This is a genomic window from Rhodococcus sp. NPDC047139 (assembly GCF_040643435.1).
Lineage (GTDB): Bacteria > Actinomycetota > Actinomycetes > Mycobacteriales > Mycobacteriaceae > Rhodococcus.
Genome location: NZ_JBEYUH010000006.1, coordinates 180,955 through 198,228 on the forward strand (window position 1 = coordinate 180,955; position 17,274 = coordinate 198,228).

Annotated in this window: 18 protein-coding genes; 9 read left to right on the top strand and 9 right to left on the bottom strand. The window is 67.9% G+C overall.

Translation table 11 applies throughout. The features are described from left to right. Window position 1 precedes the first annotated feature (1 nt). Genes ABZ789_RS09970 through ABZ789_RS09985 form a run of 4 tightly spaced genes read left to right on the top strand, consistent with a single transcriptional unit; the run spans window position 2 to window position 2,812 of the window. Window positions 2-328, top strand: a complete 327-nt coding sequence (locus ABZ789_RS09970) for a Dabb family protein (RefSeq protein WP_358422668.1) — start codon at window positions 2-4, stop codon at window positions 326-328. Beyond that, on the top strand, window positions 325-993 hold the full coding sequence (locus ABZ789_RS09975) for an isochorismatase family protein (RefSeq protein ID WP_358422671.1): 669 nt from the start codon (window positions 325-327) through the stop codon (window positions 991-993). The genes ABZ789_RS09970 and ABZ789_RS09975 overlap by 4 nt, the downstream gene beginning before the upstream one ends. Continuing rightward, complete coding sequence (locus tag ABZ789_RS09980; protein ID WP_358422674.1) at window positions 993-1,928, top strand: DUF3089 domain-containing protein; 936 nt, start codon at window positions 993-995, stop codon at window positions 1,926-1,928. Before ABZ789_RS09975 ends, ABZ789_RS09980 begins: the two co-directional genes overlap by 1 nt. Further along, window positions 1,925-2,812 carry an alpha/beta hydrolase gene (locus tag ABZ789_RS09985; RefSeq protein WP_358422677.1) on the top strand — a complete coding sequence of 296 codons (888 nt, stop codon included), beginning with the start codon at window positions 1,925-1,927 and terminating at the stop codon, window positions 2,810-2,812. Before ABZ789_RS09980 ends, ABZ789_RS09985 begins: the two co-directional genes overlap by 4 nt. Before the next feature lie 37 nt (window positions 2,813-2,849). On the opposite strand, the gene ABZ789_RS09990 is transcribed toward ABZ789_RS09985, so the two are convergent. Genes ABZ789_RS09990 through ABZ789_RS10000 form a run of 3 tightly spaced genes read right to left on the bottom strand, consistent with a single transcriptional unit; the run spans window position 2,850 to window position 5,111 of the window. Further along, complete coding sequence (locus tag ABZ789_RS09990; protein WP_358422681.1) at window positions 2,850-3,326, bottom strand: VOC family protein; 477 nt, start codon at window positions 3,324-3,326, stop codon at window positions 2,850-2,852. A gap of 49 nt (window positions 3,327-3,375) precedes the next feature. Next, window positions 3,376-4,545, bottom strand: coding sequence for a zinc-dependent alcohol dehydrogenase (locus ABZ789_RS09995; protein WP_358422684.1), 1,170 nt, complete (start codon window positions 4,543-4,545; stop codon window positions 3,376-3,378). Beyond that, complete coding sequence (locus tag ABZ789_RS10000; RefSeq protein ID WP_358422687.1) at window positions 4,545-5,111, bottom strand: hypothetical protein; 567 nt, start codon at window positions 5,109-5,111, stop codon at window positions 4,545-4,547. Before ABZ789_RS10000 ends, ABZ789_RS09995 begins: the two co-directional genes overlap by 1 nt. Window positions 5,112-5,479: 368 nt before the next feature. On the opposite strand from ABZ789_RS10000, the gene cysK reads away from it, so the two are divergent. Next, entirely contained in the window at window positions 5,480-6,415 is a 936-nt protein-coding gene (cysK, locus tag ABZ789_RS10005) for a cysteine synthase A (RefSeq protein ID WP_358422690.1), read from the top strand. A gap of 8 nt (window positions 6,416-6,423) precedes the next feature. Continuing rightward, on the top strand, window positions 6,424-7,002 hold the full coding sequence (epsC, locus tag ABZ789_RS10010) for a serine O-acetyltransferase EpsC (RefSeq protein WP_358422693.1): 579 nt from the start codon (window positions 6,424-6,426) through the stop codon (window positions 7,000-7,002). 109 nt (window positions 7,003-7,111) lie between these two features. Here the strand turns inward: epsC and ABZ789_RS10015 are convergent, their stop codons facing one another. Further along, entirely contained in the window at window positions 7,112-8,560 is a 1,449-nt protein-coding gene (locus tag ABZ789_RS10015) for an aldehyde dehydrogenase (protein WP_358422696.1), read from the bottom strand. Between the two features lie 318 nt (window positions 8,561-8,878). On the opposite strand from ABZ789_RS10015, the gene ABZ789_RS10020 reads away from it, so the two are divergent. After that, entirely contained in the window at window positions 8,879-9,265 is a 387-nt protein-coding gene (locus tag ABZ789_RS10020) for a hypothetical protein (protein ID WP_358422699.1), read from the top strand. 22 nt (window positions 9,266-9,287) lie between these two features. On the opposite strand, the gene ABZ789_RS10025 is transcribed toward ABZ789_RS10020, so the two are convergent. The 3 genes from ABZ789_RS10025 to ABZ789_RS10035 form a co-directional block, all read right to left on the bottom strand. Then, window positions 9,288-9,719, bottom strand: a complete 432-nt coding sequence (locus tag ABZ789_RS10025; RefSeq protein ID WP_358422702.1) for a CBS domain-containing protein — start codon at window positions 9,717-9,719, stop codon at window positions 9,288-9,290. Between the two features lie 104 nt (window positions 9,720-9,823). Further along, entirely contained in the window at window positions 9,824-10,726 is a 903-nt protein-coding gene (locus ABZ789_RS10030) for an ROK family protein (RefSeq protein WP_358422705.1), read from the bottom strand. Window positions 10,727-10,772: 46 nt separating this feature from the next. Then, a complete protein-coding gene (locus ABZ789_RS10035) occupies window positions 10,773-11,528 on the bottom strand; it encodes a class I SAM-dependent methyltransferase (protein WP_358423142.1) in 756 nt (251 codons plus the stop codon). Between the two features lie 162 nt (window positions 11,529-11,690). Here ABZ789_RS10035 and ABZ789_RS10040 point away from each other — a divergent pair, with 162 nt between their 5' ends. Continuing rightward, window positions 11,691-12,920 (top strand): glycosyltransferase family 4 protein, encoded by a 1,230-nt coding sequence (locus ABZ789_RS10040; protein WP_358422707.1) that lies wholly within the window; start codon window positions 11,691-11,693, stop codon window positions 12,918-12,920. Here ABZ789_RS10040 and ABZ789_RS10045 read toward each other — a convergent pair. Further along, window positions 12,831-14,582 carry a hypothetical protein gene (locus ABZ789_RS10045; protein WP_358422710.1) on the bottom strand — a complete coding sequence of 584 codons (1,752 nt, stop codon included), beginning with the start codon at window positions 14,580-14,582 and terminating at the stop codon, window positions 12,831-12,833. The two genes, ABZ789_RS10040 and ABZ789_RS10045, sit on opposite strands and share 90 nt — an antisense overlap. A gap of 144 nt (window positions 14,583-14,726) precedes the next feature. On the opposite strand from ABZ789_RS10045, the gene ABZ789_RS10050 reads away from it, so the two are divergent. After that, window positions 14,727-15,887 (top strand): polysaccharide biosynthesis protein, encoded by a 1,161-nt coding sequence (locus tag ABZ789_RS10050; RefSeq protein WP_358423145.1) that lies wholly within the window; start codon window positions 14,727-14,729, stop codon window positions 15,885-15,887. Between the two features lie 27 nt (window positions 15,888-15,914). On the opposite strand, the gene ABZ789_RS10055 is transcribed toward ABZ789_RS10050, so the two are convergent. Then, complete coding sequence (locus tag ABZ789_RS10055; protein ID WP_358422713.1) at window positions 15,915-17,150, bottom strand: DUF3068 domain-containing protein; 1,236 nt, start codon at window positions 17,148-17,150, stop codon at window positions 15,915-15,917. Between the last annotated feature and the right edge of the window lie 124 nt (window positions 17,151-17,274).

Sequence of the window (17,274 nt, forward strand, 5' to 3'; positions counted from 1 at the left end):
CATGTTCAACCATGTCGGGCACCTGACCCTCGTCCCCCATGCGACGTCCGCGCATATCGGCGGAATCGTCGACGCGCTGCTCGATCTGCCAGAACACATCGAGGGCCTCGTCTCGGCGCAGGTCGTACGCGATGCCGGGCTGGTGGAGGGCAATGCCACCCTGCGCTTCCACATGCGATTCGGCTCGCGCGACGACTGGGCGGCCTATCGCACCCATCCCGCGCACGTTGCCGTCGTCACCGAACGCATCGGACCGATCCTGGAGTCGAAATCGTTCGTGCAGTACGACGATTCGGAGGTCTGCGAGACCGGATCGGCGTCCGTGTGAACAGCGACCTCACCGACGACTACGAGCGAGCCGGGTTCGGGGGCCGACTCGAACCGGGAGTTCGGCCCGCACTCGTCCTCGTCGACCCCGCTCGTGCCTACACGGAACCGGAGTCGCCCCTGTATGCGGGTGTGGAGGACGCGATCGCAGCGATGCTCGAACTGCGTGAGCTCTCCGCGCTCGCGGATATCCCCGTCTATCTGACCCGGGTTCTCTACGACGATGCCGAGGGGACGCTCGGTGGGCTGTTCTTCCGCAAGGTTCCGGCACTGAGATGCTTCCTCGCGGGGAATCCGCTCGCCGAGTTCGTGCCCGGATTCGAGCCGCGCACAGGGGAAACGGTTCTCACGAAGCATTATCCGAGTGCCTTCGCCGGCACCTCGCTGGCGGCGTCCCTGACGGCTCGGCGGATCGACACGGTGCTCATAGCCGGCCTTTCCACGAGTGGATGCATCCGGGCGACCGCACTCGACGCCCTGCAGCACGGATTCGTGCCTGTCGTCGTTCGTGACGCGGTGGGAGATCGCCACCCGGACCCGCACGAGTCGAACCTGCGCGATATTGCCGCCAAGTGCGGCGAGGTGCGCACCCTCGACGACGTTCGAAATTACCTGGCTCGGCTCTCCGCGACGTCGGCCGAGGGGACGGGCGGAGCCGTCCGGTGATGCCCGTCGACGAGTTCGCCGCCGACCTCGCCCTCGATTACCGGGATCCGGGCTCGTGGCTGCACCACGATTCGGTGCGGGGCAGCTACGACGATCCGGTGGTCTTCTACGTCCATCCGACGACGGCGCAGGGACCGGTGTGGTTCGACGACCTCACGGACCCCGCCACTGCCGCGCAGACACTTCGGATCTCCGACCGGCAGCTCGCTGCGTTTCCGGGGCGGTGGTGGGCGCCGCGTTACCGGCAGGCCACCACGCGAGCCTTCTACGAACGCGGTGGCGAGGGCATCGACGCTTACGACCTGGCGTATCTCGACGTGTCGGCGGCGTTCGCGGCCTTCCTCGAACGCGACGCGGCACATCCGGGCCCGGTGCGCCCGATCGTCCTTGCAGGCCACAGCCAGGGCGCTCGTCACGTCCTGTCGCTCGTGGAGGAATACTTCTCCACGACGGGACTCGCCGAGCGGCTGGTCGCGGTCTACGCCATCGGGATTCCGCTTCCCGCGGACAATCTGGTCCTGTCCATGTTCCCGCCGCCGGCCGATCCGCAAGCTGCCGGTGTGACGATCGGGTGGCGATCCGTACTGCCCGGTTATCCGAGAGCTTCGCCGGACGACCGTATATCCGTGTGCGTCAACCCGCTCACCGGTACGACGACACGTCCCGAGGCCGAAGCGGGCGCGCACGTACCGGTGGACGATCCGTCCTGCGTCCTGCGTGCTGTGCGGGTCGCCGCACGCAGCCGTGGTGGTGTGCTCGAGGTGGAGCCCACCGACGCCGGGGCGCTCGACTGCGTCGTGCTTCCGGAGGGGAACCTCCACCGGGTCGACATCGAGTTGTTCGCGGGCAACATCCGTGACGACCTCCGTCGCAGGACCGCAGCATGGCGTCGCCGCACGGCGGTGTCGCCGACAGAACAGGAAGGTGGGCGATGACGGCAGACGAGACCTGCATGGTCCCGTTGTGGGAGGAGGTCACCGGGCGACGGATTCGCGTTCAGGACGGGTGGCTGCACTACGTGGACCTCGGTGAGCGAGGTGATCCTGCCACCCCCACAGCGACCGTGGTGCTGCTGCACAAGCTCGGCGGCTGGGTGGCGGACTGGCGGCACGTTGCGGAACTGCTGGCAGCGAACTACCGAGTCGTGGCTGTCGACCTGCCCGGGCACGGCGGCTCGACGATGGACGAATCGAGTCCGTGGGCGCATCCTCCGAGCACGAGCGCAAGACGGATAGCGGAACTGCTCGCTGCACTCGGCATCGAGCGAACCCACCTCATGGGCAACTCACTGGGCGGCATCGTGGGTGTGCACCTGGCCGTCGCGCGGCCGGAGCTGGTCGACACGCTTGCCCTGGTCGGTGTGTCTCTCACCGAGCGACACAGTCTCGAACGCACCCTCGACAACGACCGCGCGGTGCGACATCTCTTCGGCCCCGGCTGGGAGCCGCTGCCCCTGGGTTCCGCCGCCGCGGAGCGCGCGGGCACGGACGATCCCCGGATCCTCACCGAGCAGGATCTCTCACGCGCGGCAGCGGGCCGGTGGGTACGGCCCTCCGAACGCGGAGTGGGCCTGACAGGCGTGGCTCACCTGCTTTCCGAAGTGCGGGTGCCGACCCTGGTGGTGAACGGTGTTTGCGCGCCGTATCGCGTCTACGACGAACGTGCCCGCGACAGCCTGGCCGATGTTCGTGTCGTGACTGTCGACGAGGCAGGATCGTTCGTGCATCAGGAGCGGCCTGCGGACGTCGCACGCCATTGGCAGGAGTTCGTGGCGGAACAGAGCAGTGAGGCAACCGCAGGTAGGCCGCGGCGGGAGTGAAGCGGGCCTGCAACTTACACGCGAGAGTTGCGGTCTTTCATGCGTTCTGCTGCGCTGCCCACTCGTCGAGCCGCCGCTTCGAATCCTCTGCCGAGACGTTCTCGACGCGCGTCATCACCGCCCAGCGGTGACCGAACGGATCGAGGATCGAGGCGAACCGGTCACCCGTGACGAAGGTCGTCGGTTCCTCGAACACCCGGGCGCCGAGAGCGACCGCTCGCGCGAACACGGAGTCGACGTCGGTGCAGTAGAAGACGTACGAATGGTCGACGTCATTCGTTCCGTCGGGAGCATGCAGCCCCATCTCGGGAAGGGGATCGCTCAATTGCATTCGGCCGTCGCCGAAGTCGATTTCGGCATGCATCACCGTTCCGTCGGGGCCGTCCATCCGGTCGGCGACGGTCGCGCCGAAGGCTTCACAATAGAACTCGATCGCCCGTCTTCCGCCGTCTACGACGAGATACGGAGTGAGAGAGGTATATCCCTCGGGGATGGGGTTCACCGGATTCGTCATGAATGCAGTGTCGACCGACGACCGTGCGATCGTATTGTAGAAATCCGACTCACGGGCGGAAGACGGCACGCAGGCAGTCGTCCTCCTTGTTCTTGAACATCTCGTAGCCGCGTGCCGATTCGGAGAGCGGAAGTTCGTGGGACATCAACCAACTCGGATCGAGTCTCCCTGCCTGCACGTGCTCGAACAATGCCGGCACGTACCGCTGGCCGTGCTGCTGAGCCGTTCGCAGGGTCAGGCTCTTGTTCGTCAGGGCCGCCATCGGGAACTTGTCGGTGAGACCGTAGATGCCGAGGACCGACACCACCCCGCCCTTGCCGCACGACAGGATCGCCTCCCGCAGGGAAGTCGCGCGGTCGGTTTCCATCCGCAGGGCCTGCTTGACCTTGTCGTACGCCTGCACGACGCCGGTGCCGTGGCCTTCCATGCCCACGGCGTCGATGCACGCGTCCGGGCCTCGTCCACCGGTGCTCTCACGAAGCGTCTCGTAGACGCTGTCGACTGCGGTGTAGTCCACCGTCTCGGCTGCCACCTTCTTCTCGGCGCGGTCGAGGCGGCCGCGGAAACGGTCGATCACGATCACCCGTTCGGCGCCCATGATCCTCGCGCTCGCCGCAGCCATGAGACCGACAGCGCCCGCACCCCACACCGCCACGGTGTCGCCCGGTGAGATGTCGCAGAAGTCGGCACCCATGTATCCCGTAGGGACCGCGTCCGACAGGAACAGGGCCTGCTCGTCGCCGACACTGTCCGGTACCTGGAAACAATTGACGTCGCCGAACGGTACGCGGATGTACTCGGCGTGCGAACCCTGGTATCCACCGAACGGATGGGTGTAGCCGTAGATGCCCCCGGTCGGGTAGCCGAGCAACGGCTGCTGCATCGCGGCGTTCGGATTGGTGGTGTCACACGCGGCATGCAGCCCGTTCTCGCAGTAGGGGCACTTGCCGCAGCCGATGAACGACGGCACCACGACACGGTCACCGACGCGCAGCGAGGTCACCTCCGGACCCGTCTCCACGATCTCACCCATGAACTCGTGGCCGATCACATCACCCTCCCGCATGCCCGGCAGGTATCCGCCGAGGAAATGCAGGTCGGAACCGCATGTCGTGGTGAGACGCACCCGCACGATCACGTCGTGGGGATTGACCAGGCCGGGGTCGTCGACCGTTTCGACCGACAATTCGTTCACGCCCATCCAGCACAGAGCTCGCATCAAAGGTCTCCTTTCGATTCGCGGGCACTCGGACTTCCCTGCAGGGTCGGTATCTCTCCGGTCTGCATGAGGGCCCGCGCACGATAGAGCGCCGTGAAGGTCAGTGCACCGGTGACGAGGTCGGGGCCGGGAACCTCGGCGCGCAGAGTCATCTCGGTGCCACCCCGGGGGGCGTCGGCGACCGCGAGTACCACCCGTGGCCCCGGTGTATCCGCGTCGTCCTCGCCGACGAACGCCAGCCCTTCCGCGGTGACATCGACGCGGGTCTCCCAGATCATCGACCCCCCGGCCGCGTTCCACGTCCAGCGAAGACGGTTCGCCTCCGCCGTCTCGACCCGCACATGGTCGCCGAAGACGCGGCTGAGATTCTCGGGGTTCCGCCAGAACTGCATGACCTGTGCGCGCGGAGCCGTCACGGTCACCGTCTGCGGTCTTCGTGCGTCGAGTGGACGGTCGACCACGCGCCGGACGAATCCGCCCACCGAATGGCCGGCATTGTTCACGGCCTTGCCCGCGTTGTTCACAACTCGGCTCGCGTTGTCCACGACTCTGCTGAAATCGACCACGGTCGTCTCCTCGCTCGGATGGTCGGGTCGGTGTGGGAGACCCGGAGTCAGGGCTTGCCACCTTTCAGGGCCGGTTCGGGCGTCCCCGTGCCGCAGGGGTAGTGGTCGTGGGGGAGTGGGACGGAGCCACCCACGAGCCGCCCGCGGTCGGTGCGGCCGACGGCACATGGCGGGTCATATCGTCGGCTACCCGTGCCCGGTGACCGGGCAAACCCGAACCGGGCGACACGACCGGGAATAACGACGACGGGCGGATACGTTCGTACAGCGATGCCCCACTGCGTCGCCGGATGGCAACAAAATGGTGCAATAGAGCGATCGAGACCGCGACCTGAGCCGCCGTGTGTGGCCATGAGGGAGGATCAAGCATGAGCAGGATCTACGACAACGTGACCGAACTGGTCGGGGGTACCCCGATCGTCAAGCTGAACCGTCTGGCCGAGGGGTCCGACGCCACGGTCGCCGTGAAGCTCGAGTTCTACAACCCGGCGAACAGCGTCAAGGATCGCATCGGTGTGGCCATCATCGACGCCGCCGAGAAGTCCGGTGAGCTGAAGCCCGGCGGCACGATCGTCGAAGGCACCTCCGGCAACACCGGCATCGCGCTCGCCATGGTCGGTGCCGCACGCGGCTACAAGGTCATCCTCACGATGCCCGAGACGATGTCCATCGAGCGTCGCGTCATGCTGCGCGCCTACGGCGCCGAGATCGTGCTCACCCCCGGTTCCGAAGGGATGAAGGGCGCTGTCGCGAAGGCCGAGGAGATCGTCGCGAACACCGAGAACGCCATCCTCGCCCGCCAGTTTGCCAACCCGGCGAACCCGGAGATGCACTACAACACCACCGGTGAGGAGATCTGGAAGGACACCGCCGGCGAGGTCGACATCTTCGTGGCCGGCATCGGTACGGGTGGCACGATCACCGGTGCGGGTCGCAAGCTCAAGGAACACAAGCCGGAGCTGAAGGTCGTCGGTGTAGAGCCGATCGACTCGCCGATCCTCAACGGTGGTGAGCCCGGTCCGCACAAGATCCAGGGCATCGGCGCGAACTTCGTGCCCGACGTGCTCGACCGCGAGATCTACGACGAGATCGTGGACGTGTCGTTCGAGGATTCGGTGCGGGTCGCCCGCGAACTCGGCACGCAGGAGGGCATCCTCGGCGGCATCTCGTCGGGTGCGATCGTCTGGGCGGCCCTCGAGCTGGCCAAGCGCCCCGAGAACGCCGGCAAGCTGATCGTCGCCGTCGTCTGCGACTTCGGCGAGCGGTACATCTCCACCCCGCTGTTCGAACACATCCGGGACTGATCGCGATCGTGGGTATCCTGCACACCCTGCGGGAGGATCTGCAGTCTGCGCGCGGCCACGATCCGGCCGCGCGCAGTGACGCGGAGAACGCCGTCGTCTACTCCGGTTTGCACGCGATCTGGTCGCATCGGATCGCGCACCGGATGTGGCAGGTGCCCGCACTGAAGGGCCCTGCGCGGATTCTCGCGCAGTTCACCAGATTCCTCACCGGCATCGAGATCCATCCCGGCGCGACCATCGGCCGGCGCTTCTTCATCGACCACGGAATGGGTGTGGTCATCGGTGAGACCGCCGAGATCGGCGACGACGTGATGCTCTACCACGGCGTGACCCTCGGCGGCCGGTCGCTGGCGAAGGAGAAGCGTCATCCCACCCTCGGCAATCGGGTGACCGTCGGTGCCGGCGCGAAGGTGCTCGGTCCGGTGGTGATCGGGGACGACAGCGCGATCGGTGCCAACGCCGTGGTCACGCACGATGTGCCGCCGGATTCGATCGCCACGGGTATTCCTGCGACCGTCCGTTCCCGCAAGAAGCACGAGCCGCTCGTCGATCCGACGAGCTACATCGATCCCGCGATGTACATCTGAGATCGCTTCTGTCGCACGACGCGATCGAGGGGGAGGAATGTGCGAGTTCTTCGACGAGAACCCGCATTTCCTCCCCCTCGATCCATGTCCGGGGGCCGGTGGTCCGGACTCAGCCCTCGTAACCCAGCGGGTAGAGCACCGATTTGGTCTCGCAGTACGCCTCGACTCCCTCGGGGCCGTTCTCGCGACCGATGCCGGAGTTCTTGTAACCTCCGAACGGTGATCCGGGATCGAAGGCGTACCAATTGATTCCGTAGGTCCCGGTGCGCACGCGCGAGGCGACCTCGAGACCCTTCTCGATATCGGTGGTGTAGACCGAGCCTGCGAGTCCGTAATCGGAATCGTTGGCGATCTTCACCGCTTCGTCGACGCTGTCGTAGGGGATCACGCAGATGACGGGCCCGAAGATCTCCTCACGGGCGATCGTCATGGAGTTGTCGACATCCGCGAAGATCGTCGGCTCGACGAAATAGCCGGTCTCGATACCCTCCGGGCGGCCACCGCCGAGTACGAGACGCGCGCCTTCTTCCCGGCCCTTGGCGATATAGGATTCCACGCGCTCGCGCTGCTTCGCGGAGATCAGCGGACCCAATTGGGCCCCTTCGGTATCGGGAAGCCCCACCGGGAAGAACGCTGCAGTCGCGGTCATCTTCTCGATCACCTCGTCGTAGCGTGACCGCGGAGCGAGGACCCGGGTCTGACCGACGCAGGCCTGGCCGGTGTTCATCAGGCCGGACATCACCAGCATCGGCATGGTGGAGTCGAGGTCGGCGTCCTCGAGGATGATCGCAGCCGACTTGCCGCCGAGCTCGAGTGAGCACCGCTTGAGGCCGCGGGCAGCGATCTCGCCGATGTGACGGCCGACAGCCGTCGAACCGGTGAAGGTGATCTTGTCGACGTCGGGATGCGACACCAGATACTCGCCGGTCTCGGCTCCACCGGGAACGAGGGAGAGGACACCCTCGGGGAGTCCTGCCTCCGTGAAGATCTCGGCCAGCACGTTGGTCGTCAGCGGCGATTCGGGAGCCGGCTTGAGGACTACGGTGCACCCGGCGAGCAGGGCGGGGCCGAGCTTGTTGATCATCAGGAACAGCGGCACGTTCCAGGCGATGACAGCGGCAACGACACCGACCGGCTCGCGGCTGACGCGGCTGCGGCCGAACAGGCCGGTGCGCTCCTCGACCCAGGGGAAGGAATCGGCAAGCCCGGCATAGTAATTGATGGTGGCCAGACCTGACGTGAGCTGCATCATCTCCACCGACGCCGGCGGCTGGCCCATCTCGGCTGTGAGCGAGGCGCCGATCTCCGCGCGGCGCTCGTCGATGAGCTTGGCCGCCTTGGCGAGAATCTGCGCCCGCTCGTTCGGCGTTGTGCGAGACCACGGTCCCTCGTCGAAGGCGTGGCGTGCGGCGGCGACCGCGGCGTCGATGTCCTGCGGTCCCGCGACGGGGACGGAGCCGACGCGTTCCTCCGTGGCGGGGGAGAACACCTCGAGTCTTTCGTCGGTCGACGGTGCCACCCATCGGCCGCCGATGAACAACTTGTCGTAGTCGGTCATGTCGCTTCCTCACCTGGCTGTACTCGTGTATCGGGCTGTACTCGTGTCCGCTCGCGCGGCCGTCGAGCATGCCGCTGCGCTGTGACCCCGAACACTAGAACACGTTACAGCCTTCGGCCAGAGGGACGACCGGATCCAGCGGGATCGGCCGCTTCCTCCGCCTACGGCCCGGGATTCCGAAAAGTCTCATTCACCGAGGTGACAGCGGGTGGCAGGGGACGACTCGTTCGGTCGGGCAGTAGACGTTCGTGAACTCGGGTGGCGCGAATCGTGCACCGTAACCACACTGGGAAGTGCCCAACGGTCAGGAGACACGACATGGCGGAGAACAACCCGTTCGGTTTCGACCCCGAAGATCTCGACCGCGTGGTGAGAGAAGCCGGCGAGGAACTGCGTGAGCTGAAGGACCGCATCTTCTCGTTCCTCGAGCCGCCGGCGGCGCAGCCGCGGACGCAACCGCGACCCGAGACGACCGGGGAGAAAGGCGACGGGGTCTGGGTCGTCTACACCTCCGACGACGACGGTGTCGCTCACATCGACCAGGTGCACCGCACGGAGCTCGATGCACTGCGCACGCTCAAGGGCAACACCGACCCGCGCCGCTCGGTGCGCTTCCTGCCTTACGGCATGAGCGTGAGCATCCTCGACCGCCCGAGTGCCGACGAGGACACGGCGTCCGATCCCGACGCGACCGCCGAGGACTGATCGGCAGTTCGAGGACGACGAATCAGCCGCCGCCGTGGATGTAGGAGGCGAGCTGGTCCCGTTCGGTCTGCAGTTCGTCGATGCGGCTCTTGACCACGTCGCCGATACTGACGATTCCGACGAGGTCCGCGTCGACCACGACCGGCAGATGCCGGATCCGCTGCTCGGTCATGGTCTCGGCGAGACTGTCGACCGAGTCGGTGGGCAGACAGGTCGTCACCGACGGGGACATCAGGTCGCGTGCCGAGGCGGCGAGGATGGACGGGCCGCTCTCGTGCAGGGCGCGTACGACATCGCGTTCGGTGACGATTCCCACGACGGTCTCGTTCTCGAAGACCACCACCGCCCCGATGTTGAAACGTGCGAAGTCGCCGATGAGCTCGCACACCCTGGTGTCGGTTCGGACCGTGTGGACCGCCGAGCCCTTGTTCCGCAAAATGTCAGCAATCCGCATTCGGTACCGCCGATCCGCTCGCAGGGCATCCCCGCGGACCGCCGCCGGTTTCCGCCGGGACTCCAATGGTCCTCAGGGTAGGCCGGAATCTCCGTCTTGCCCGGTCAGGTTATCCAGTCGTGACCTGCGGCGACGATCGAAGCACCGGTGAGGCTGCCGAGAGCGCCGAGTTCGGCGGGAACGATCCGCAGGCGCTGTATGAAGCGTAGGCGGGCATGGCGCGCCGCCGACGCGAGCATCGGCCGCCACAGATGGCCACCGGATCGTGCGAAGCCCCCACCGACGACCACCCGCTCCACATCCGCGAGTGCCGCTGCGGATGCGATCGCCTGGCCCAGTGCCGTCCCGGCGCGCTCGAGCGCCGCTGCGGCGATGCCGATCCCGGCCTCGGCGTCCGCCGCGAGCGCGACGCCGTCGCGTCCTTCCCACCCGTGGGCACGCGCCCAGCGCACCGACGACGGGCCACTGGATACCGTCTCGACACAGCCGACGCCTCCGCACGCGCACACCGTGGTGCCGTAGGGCGAGACGATGTGCCCGATATGGCCGGCGTTTCCGGTGCGGCCGCTCACGATCCGGCCACCGAGCACGAGACCACCACCGATGCCGGTTCCGACGACGACACCGATCAGGTCGGTGACATCGCGTCCCGCCCCGAAGCGTTGTTCGGCCAGGGTCGCTGCCGCGCCATCGCTCACGAGCTCTGTCCGGGCACCGGGAAAGAGACCGCGCACCGCCTCGACCAGCGCGAAGCCGGCACTCCATTCGGGAATGTTGATAGGGCAGATGGTGCCGGTGATCGTGTCCACCGGTCCGGCCGCGGCGATACCCACGGCGGTCACCGGTCCGGCGCCCATCCCGGCGACCTGCCGTAGCAGCCCGGCGCACGCGCCCCACACATCTTGTCGGGGGACGGGCACGGACCGGGCTTCGAGTGGAGTGCCGTCGTCGGCAACGATGGCCGCAGCGAGCTTCGTACCCCCGACATCCAGGGCCAATACGGTCATGACGACGACAGTAAGCGACCGCACCCGCCAGCGCTGTTGCAGACCGTCAGTGCCGGCGCAGGACCAGCACCAGATTGCTCACCAGGAACTCCCGAACACCGGGGACGTGCACGAGCCACCACGCCCACCGCGGGTGATAGCGAGGGAAGGCGGCGAGCAACTCGCCGTGCGGGGTCGACTGCGCCCAGCGCAGGCCGTCGCTCGCGCCGACATCGAACAACGACACCCCGTACCGGTTCTTCGGTTCCCGGCCGTGCTTGCGGGCGTAGCGTCTGGCCGCGTACTCGCCACCGAAGGCGTGCCACGGACCGGTCTCGTGGCCCCCGAACGGACCCCACCACAGCGTGTACGACAACACCATCAGGCCGCCGGGACGCGTGACCCGCAGCATCTCGTCGGCCATGACCCAGGGGGCCGCGACATGCTCGGCGACATTCGAGGAGAAGCACACGTCGACCGATCCGGTGCGCAGTGGCAGCGCCAGACCGGATCCGCGCACCGCGCCGCCCACCTGCAAGCCCGCCGCGTGCATCTCCGACGGGTCGGGCTCTATCGGCACATACCGGGAACCGGCCTCGGTGAATGCGTCGGCGAAATAGCCGGGACCTCCGCCGACGTCGACAACGGTGGTGCCCGTCAGGTCGGTGCCGGTGAGCCCGGCGTACAGATCTCCGATGAGATCGACGGTGTCGTGCGCGAGACCGTTGTAGAACTTTTCCGGTGCCGTCTGCTCGAACCGGAAGCTGCCGAGCAGGCCCACGGAACGTCGCAATGTCGCGCGGCGGGCGAACAGCCGGGTCACGTCGGTGCGGGATACGGTCGTGGAAGGCACGTGGAATCACAATAGTGCGGAGGTTGAGATCTTCCCTCACCCGTCGCCGACAGCACCCGCTACTGTGTCTCTGTCACCGTTCGAGTCGGATCTGCCCTGCCGGGTGATCGAGTCAATACAGGGGGTCGCCGCGTGCGGGAGGTTCTGCTGCTCTGCTGGCGCGACACCGGTCATCCTCAGGGTGGCGGCAGCGAGCGGTATCTCGAGCAGGTCGGGGCGCAGCTCGCGGCGCGTGGTGTCCGGGTCGTCCTGCGGACGGCGGCATATCCCGGGGCTCCGAAGCGCGAATTCATCGACGGCATCACCGTCAGCCGAGGTGGTGGACGGCTCACCGTCTATCCGCGAGCGCTCGCCGCGATCCTCGGGGGCAGGTTGGGTGTCGGTCCGCTCGCCGGCATCCGTCCCGACGCCGTCATCGACACCCAGAACGGGATTCCCTTCTTCGCCAGGCTGGTTGCCGGTGCACCCGTCACGGTGCTCGTGCACCACTGCCACCGCGAGCAGTGGCCGGTCGCGGGGCGGGTGATGGCCAAACTCGGTTGGTGGATCGAGTCGTCGCTGTCGCCGCGGGTCCATCGCCGCAACCAGTACCTCACGGTCTCGCTTCCGTCCGCCGAGGAGCTACGTGCTCTCGGTGTCGACCGGGAGCGGATCGCCGTGGTCCGCAACGGCGTCGACGCCGTTCCTGCGGGCGTCCCGGCGGGTGGGGACGACACCCGGACGGTTCACCCGAGTGTGTGCGTGCTCTCCCGGTTGGTGCCGCACAAGCAGATCGAGGACGCCCTCGCGGCAGTGGCGGCGCTGCGCGGCACGGTCCCGGGGCTGCATCTGGATGTCATCGGTGGCGGCTGGTGGGAACAGAACCTCCGTGATGCGGCCGCCGAACTCGGGATCGGCGACGCAGTCACCTTCCACGGCCATGTCGACGAGCAGCGCAAACACGAGTTGCTCTCTCGGGCATGGGTGCACCTGATGCCGTCGCGTAAGGAAGGCTGGGGTCTGGCGGTCGTCGAGGCCGCCCAGCACGGCGTGCCCACCATCGGCTACCGCAGTTCCAAGGGGCTGACCGATTCGATCATCGACGGCGTGACCGGTGTGCTCGTGGATTCGCCTGCCCAGCTCACTGCCGCCGTCGCCGAGCTGCTCGCCGACGCCGACCGCCGCCGTCAGCTCGGCAGCAAGGCCCGCATCCGCGCCGGTGAGTTCTCGTGGGAGGCGACGGGGGAAGGCGTCCACGAGGTCCTGTCCGTCACGACCTTCGGGCACACCGTCTCAGGACTGTTCCCGCGTGCCGACGAGGCGTCGCCTTTCGCCGGCACGCCGGGCGACCGCACACCCAGCGCCGCCGGCCAGTACCAGTAGCCACACCACGTGTGCCCCTACCGCGACCTGCCGGTGGGGTGACGGGCTCGAAGTGACCCCGTCGACCCGATACAGGCTCAGATCGCCGTCCTGATAGGCGAGGCGGAGGGCATCTAGGGTCCGTTGTGCGTCCCCGAGGTCGCCGGGCGTGCCGTGTTCGACGAGTACCCAGCCCACACCCTGCGCGGCGAGGTCGTCCGGATCGGCTCCGGACAGCAGCAGCGCTTCGACGTCCTCCGCGCGGCGACCCTCCCCGGCGACGTCGTCGTCCGCAACGACGAGCGTGCCGGTCTGCAGGACATCGGCTCGCAGCATGCGCGGGGCGGGGTCGAGCACCGGCACGGGGCCGGAGAATTCGAAGACCCGGAACATGCCTGCCGGTAGTACCGCCACGTCGCCCTGGCCGGCCGGCACGGTCTGCGTCACTCGTTGCCATCCCGCCGGATACCGCACGGGTTGCAGTTGCCCCCCGACGCCCCACACCAGGTCGGGGAGCGCGACGAGCACGGTGATGACGGCAGCTACCGCCCACACAGGCTCGGGCGCCGCGAAGCGCCGAGCAAGGGCTCCGGTGCCCGCCGCCGCGGCCAGCGCGTAGGCAGGCATCGCCCACGCGACCCACTTCTGCGTGTCGCGCAGCAGGCCCGCACCGGGAACATGCACCATCGCCCATTCGCCCACGACGAGTCCCGGACCGGTCGCGGCCGCGGCGATTGCGACCACCGCGAGGACGGCAGGAATCACCAATGCGACGACGACGGGATTCCTCCGGCGGCGCCACAGTGCCGGCACACCGCACGCCACCACCGTGAGCAACAACAGGGTGCCGGCCAGCGCCCACCCCGTGGTCCGCGAGGCGGGGACGGCTTCGGCGTTCCAGATCCCGCCCAGTCCGGCTACGGAACCGATCGTGCCGAGCAGCGGTTCGGCCCTGGCAGCGAACGCGCGCACTCCGGCGGGGTCCGCCTCGGTGCCGCCACCCGCCACCGCCGTCGCGACCAGCCACGGCAGCGACACCGCGACACCCGTCACGAGCGCGGTGACCACCCGCGGCAGCACCCGCGTGCGCCCGCCGGGCACCGCGAGGACGGCACAGGCGGTCACGACCGCCAGCAGGGCACCGGTCGGGGTCAGGCCGGCGGCGGCCAGGCAGACCACCAGTGACGGCCACCCGCCGCGCTGTCGGCGCCGCACTGCAACGGCTGCGCAGACCGCCCACGGCAGGGCGGCATATCCGGCGAGCAGGCTCCAATGACCCTGCAGGAGCCGCTCGGCCACATAGGGGTTCCAGATCGCCACCGTCACCGCGACGAGCCGCGCGCCCGTGCCACTGCCCGGCAGTGTCACCGCGACCATCCGTGCCGCACCCCAACCCGCTGCCCACAACGACGCGACAAGCAGCGCCGTGACCGCGACACCCCCGTCGATCGAGGTGCTCACCCAGGCGAGCAGGGCGTCCTGTGGAACGGCGCGGGCAGCGGCGTCGGACAAGCCGAGGGCAGAATCGGTGGGGTACGACCGGGGAGTGCTCACGGCATCGCGGAAGAGCAGATAGCCGGGGGAGACGAGGAACGGGCCGAGCACCGCGATCGTCAGGACGAGTGCCCATACCGCCGGGAAGGCCGCCTTCGGGGACATGCGGGGCGACTCCGGGCGGGGCATGGCGGCAGAATACGGTGTCGTTCCGGATGGGAGGATGGGCGGATGCCGCGAACACCCCGACCCGAGTCGGTGGGCTCCGAAACCACGGGTAGTGCGGCAACGGGGACCGCCGTCGCGGGGATGACGCTGGTGACGGTCGGTGCGATGACCGCGAATCTCGCGTCCTATCTGCTGCACCTGCCCGCCGGGCGATGGCTCGGCCCCGCCGGCTACGGGGAGTTCGCGAGTCTGCTCGCCGCGCAGCTCGTCCTCGCGGTGCCGGCGCTGGCGCTGCAGACCGTCGTCGCCCGGGAAGCTGTCCACGGCACCGGCGCCGCAGCGTTGCGTCGCCTCGGCTACCGGTGTGCCGCACTCGCCTTCGTCGTCGCGATGATTCTGGTGCCCGTCGTGGCGTGGGCGCTCGATACGAGTGTCGGGGGAGCCTTCGGATCGCTCGTCACCGCCCCGCTGCTCGTGCTGCTCGCCGCCGAACAGGGCCTGTTGCAGGGCAGGGGCAGGTTCGCGGCGCTCAGCGTCGTTCTGGCCGCCGCAGGCATCGCGAAGGTGGTTCCGGCCGTCGCGGTGCTCGCCGTCGGAGGCGGTCCCGGAGCGGCGTTGTTCGCCGGTGCGATCGGGACGGGGGCGATCGCGCTGGCAGCGGGCGCGCTGGTCGGTCGTGCGACCGGTGGCAGACAGGATCCGGTCCCGAGCGCGGGATCGGTGCTGCGCGCCTCCCAGGTGCAGTTGGCTCTGATCGCGCTCACCTCACTCGACCTGCTGCTTGCACGCATGCTTCTCGACCCCGATTCCGCCGGTCTCTACGCACTGGGGGCGGTGGCGACGAAGGTCGCCTTCTGGTTGCCTCAGGCGGTCGGTGTGGTGCTCTATCCGCGAATGGCGAATCCGGCCCAGTCGGCGGCTGCGGTGCGTGCTGCCCTCACCGTCCTCGTCGCGATCGGGGTGGTGCTCGTGGGCGGGGCGGCGGTGTGTGCGCCGATCGTGCCGAGACTGGTCGGCGACGCGTACGAGCCGGTGCAGTCGCTGCTGTGGCTGTTCGCCCTGCAGGGCGCGTGCCTCGCCGTGCTCCAGGGCGCATTGCTGTCGGCTATCGCCGGAGAGCGCACTCATCTCGCTCTCGTCGCGTGGGTGGGTCTCTGTGTCGAGGCAGTGCTGATGTTCACGGTGGCGTCGACGCTGCGGCAGTTCGTCGCCGTTGCTGTCTGCGTGGCCGCCGTGACGGCCGCGGTGGTCGCGATACTCGCGGTACGGGGCGCTTCCGCAACGGTCCCGTCCACAGACGGAACCGCCCCCCACCGGGATCGGTGAGGGGCGGTGCGGGCGTCTACCGGACGATCACTCCTGTGTAGGAGGCTTCCGTAGATCGGTGCGGGGAATCTCCTGCGTCCGATCGGTCGTCCAGTCGCGCTGCTGCTCGTTCGGATCCGTCTGACGGGGGATGACCTCGGTGCGATCGTCGGTGTAGTCGTGCTGCGTTTCGGCGGAATGAGCCGGGCCGACGGTGGTCGTGGCCGGGCCTTCCGGAGCCGGGCCGTCCGACGCCGTGGCCGGGCGGCGGGTGCCGCCACCGCGCAGACCGAGCACGAAGCCGGCGATCAGCAGGATGGCTCCGAGGATGCCAAGGATGATCGGCAGGGTGCGGCCGAACAGGGCGAGGGTGTCCTGGCCGTCCTTGGCCTGGCCGATCTGGTACTCGATGGTTTCCTCGTCGAAGGGGAGCGTCACGTTCAGGACCGTCACTTCGGGCCTGTCGGCCTGGCGTGCGTAGTACTGGTCCTGCTGCTCCTGGCCCTTGACGACGACACCTGTGATCGGGTCGACCCACAGGTCGCGGGTGTTGTTGTACCAGCGGGTCATGGTGATGGGCTCGTCGCCCTCACCGACACCCCACGTGGAGGCGGGCAGGCTCAGCTTGTAGGTCGGGACCTCACGGTCGGCCTTCGACAGGTCGATCGGGCCGATCTCCTGACGGAAGTGATAGACCGCCATGCCGTTGATCTCTTCCTCGCCGACGAAGTCGATGGGGAAGGTCTGGCGCGCATTGATGTCGTAGTAGGGGTACGACTCCTGCTTGACGTCGAAGGGGAACTTGTACTGGAGGCCCTCACGGACCTCGATCTCCACCGGCGGCGCGTCGGCGTTCACCTGGACGGTGCTCACCCGGTCGGGATTGTCGTCCTTCGAGATGGGCATGGACGTCTCGCGGTCGATCGTGACCCGGTCGATGATGGCCGATACGAGGCCCGTATCACCCTGCATGTCGAGTCGTCGCACGGTCTGGCCGGCCTGCAGCGTCATGGTGTCCGCGTCCGACGGATCCTCGACGGTGACGAAGCGCTGGGCGACGATCGGGACGTCGCGATCGACCTGCGCGTTACCGGCGAGGAGCTGGCGAGAATTGAGGATGTCGCCCGTGCCCTCGGCGACCGTCGTCACCTCGAGATCGAGCGGCGTCTTCTTCAGCTGCCCCACCGTGTACGTCGGTACGAGGATTGCGATCACCAGGAGGAAGGCCCCGAGGCCCACCAGAATCATTGCCAGTATCCGGCCGGAGCTCGAACGCTCAGCCATGCTTTCTCCTCACTCAACGGTCGTCATCGAGTACCCCCACCGGCAGCAGGGCGGCTGCACGGATCGTCTGGCATCCGGCCCGCGAACACCACGTGAGCTCAGACACTAACAGCCCGGTATGGCG

Excerpts from the sequence above, each read along its gene's own strand:
- ABZ789_RS09970 (WP_358422668.1), top strand. The coding sequence starts at position 2 with ATGTTCAACCATGTCGGGCACCTGACCCTCGTCCCCCATGCGACGTCC.
- ABZ789_RS09980 (WP_358422674.1), top strand. The coding sequence starts at position 993 with ATGCCCGTCGACGAGTTCGCCGCCGACCTCGCCCTCGATTACCGGGAT.
- ABZ789_RS09985 (WP_358422677.1), top strand. The coding sequence starts at position 1,925 with ATGACGGCAGACGAGACCTGCATGGTCCCGTTGTGGGAGGAGGTCACC.
- ABZ789_RS09990 (WP_358422681.1), bottom strand. The coding sequence starts at position 3,326 with ATGACGAATCCGGTGAACCCCATCCCCGAGGGATATACCTCTCTCACT.
- ABZ789_RS09995 (WP_358422684.1), bottom strand. The coding sequence starts at position 4,545 with ATGCGAGCTCTGTGCTGGATGGGCGTGAACGAATTGTCGGTCGAAACG.
- cysK (WP_358422690.1), top strand. The coding sequence starts at position 5,480 with ATGAGCAGGATCTACGACAACGTGACCGAACTGGTCGGGGGTACCCCG.
- ABZ789_RS10015 (WP_358422696.1), bottom strand. The coding sequence starts at position 8,560 with ATGACCGACTACGACAAGTTGTTCATCGGCGGCCGATGGGTGGCACCG.
- ABZ789_RS10020 (WP_358422699.1), top strand. The coding sequence starts at position 8,879 with ATGGCGGAGAACAACCCGTTCGGTTTCGACCCCGAAGATCTCGACCGC.
- ABZ789_RS10025 (WP_358422702.1), bottom strand. The coding sequence starts at position 9,719 with ATGCGGATTGCTGACATTTTGCGGAACAAGGGCTCGGCGGTCCACACG.
- ABZ789_RS10030 (WP_358422705.1), bottom strand. The coding sequence starts at position 10,726 with ATGACCGTATTGGCCCTGGATGTCGGGGGTACGAAGCTCGCTGCGGCC.
- ABZ789_RS10045 (WP_358422710.1), bottom strand. The coding sequence starts at position 14,582 with ATGCCCCGCCCGGAGTCGCCCCGCATGTCCCCGAAGGCGGCCTTCCCG.
- ABZ789_RS10050 (WP_358423145.1), top strand. The coding sequence starts at position 14,727 with ATGACCGCGAATCTCGCGTCCTATCTGCTGCACCTGCCCGCCGGGCGA.
- ABZ789_RS10055 (WP_358422713.1), bottom strand. The coding sequence starts at position 17,150 with ATGGCTGAGCGTTCGAGCTCCGGCCGGATACTGGCAATGATTCTGGTG.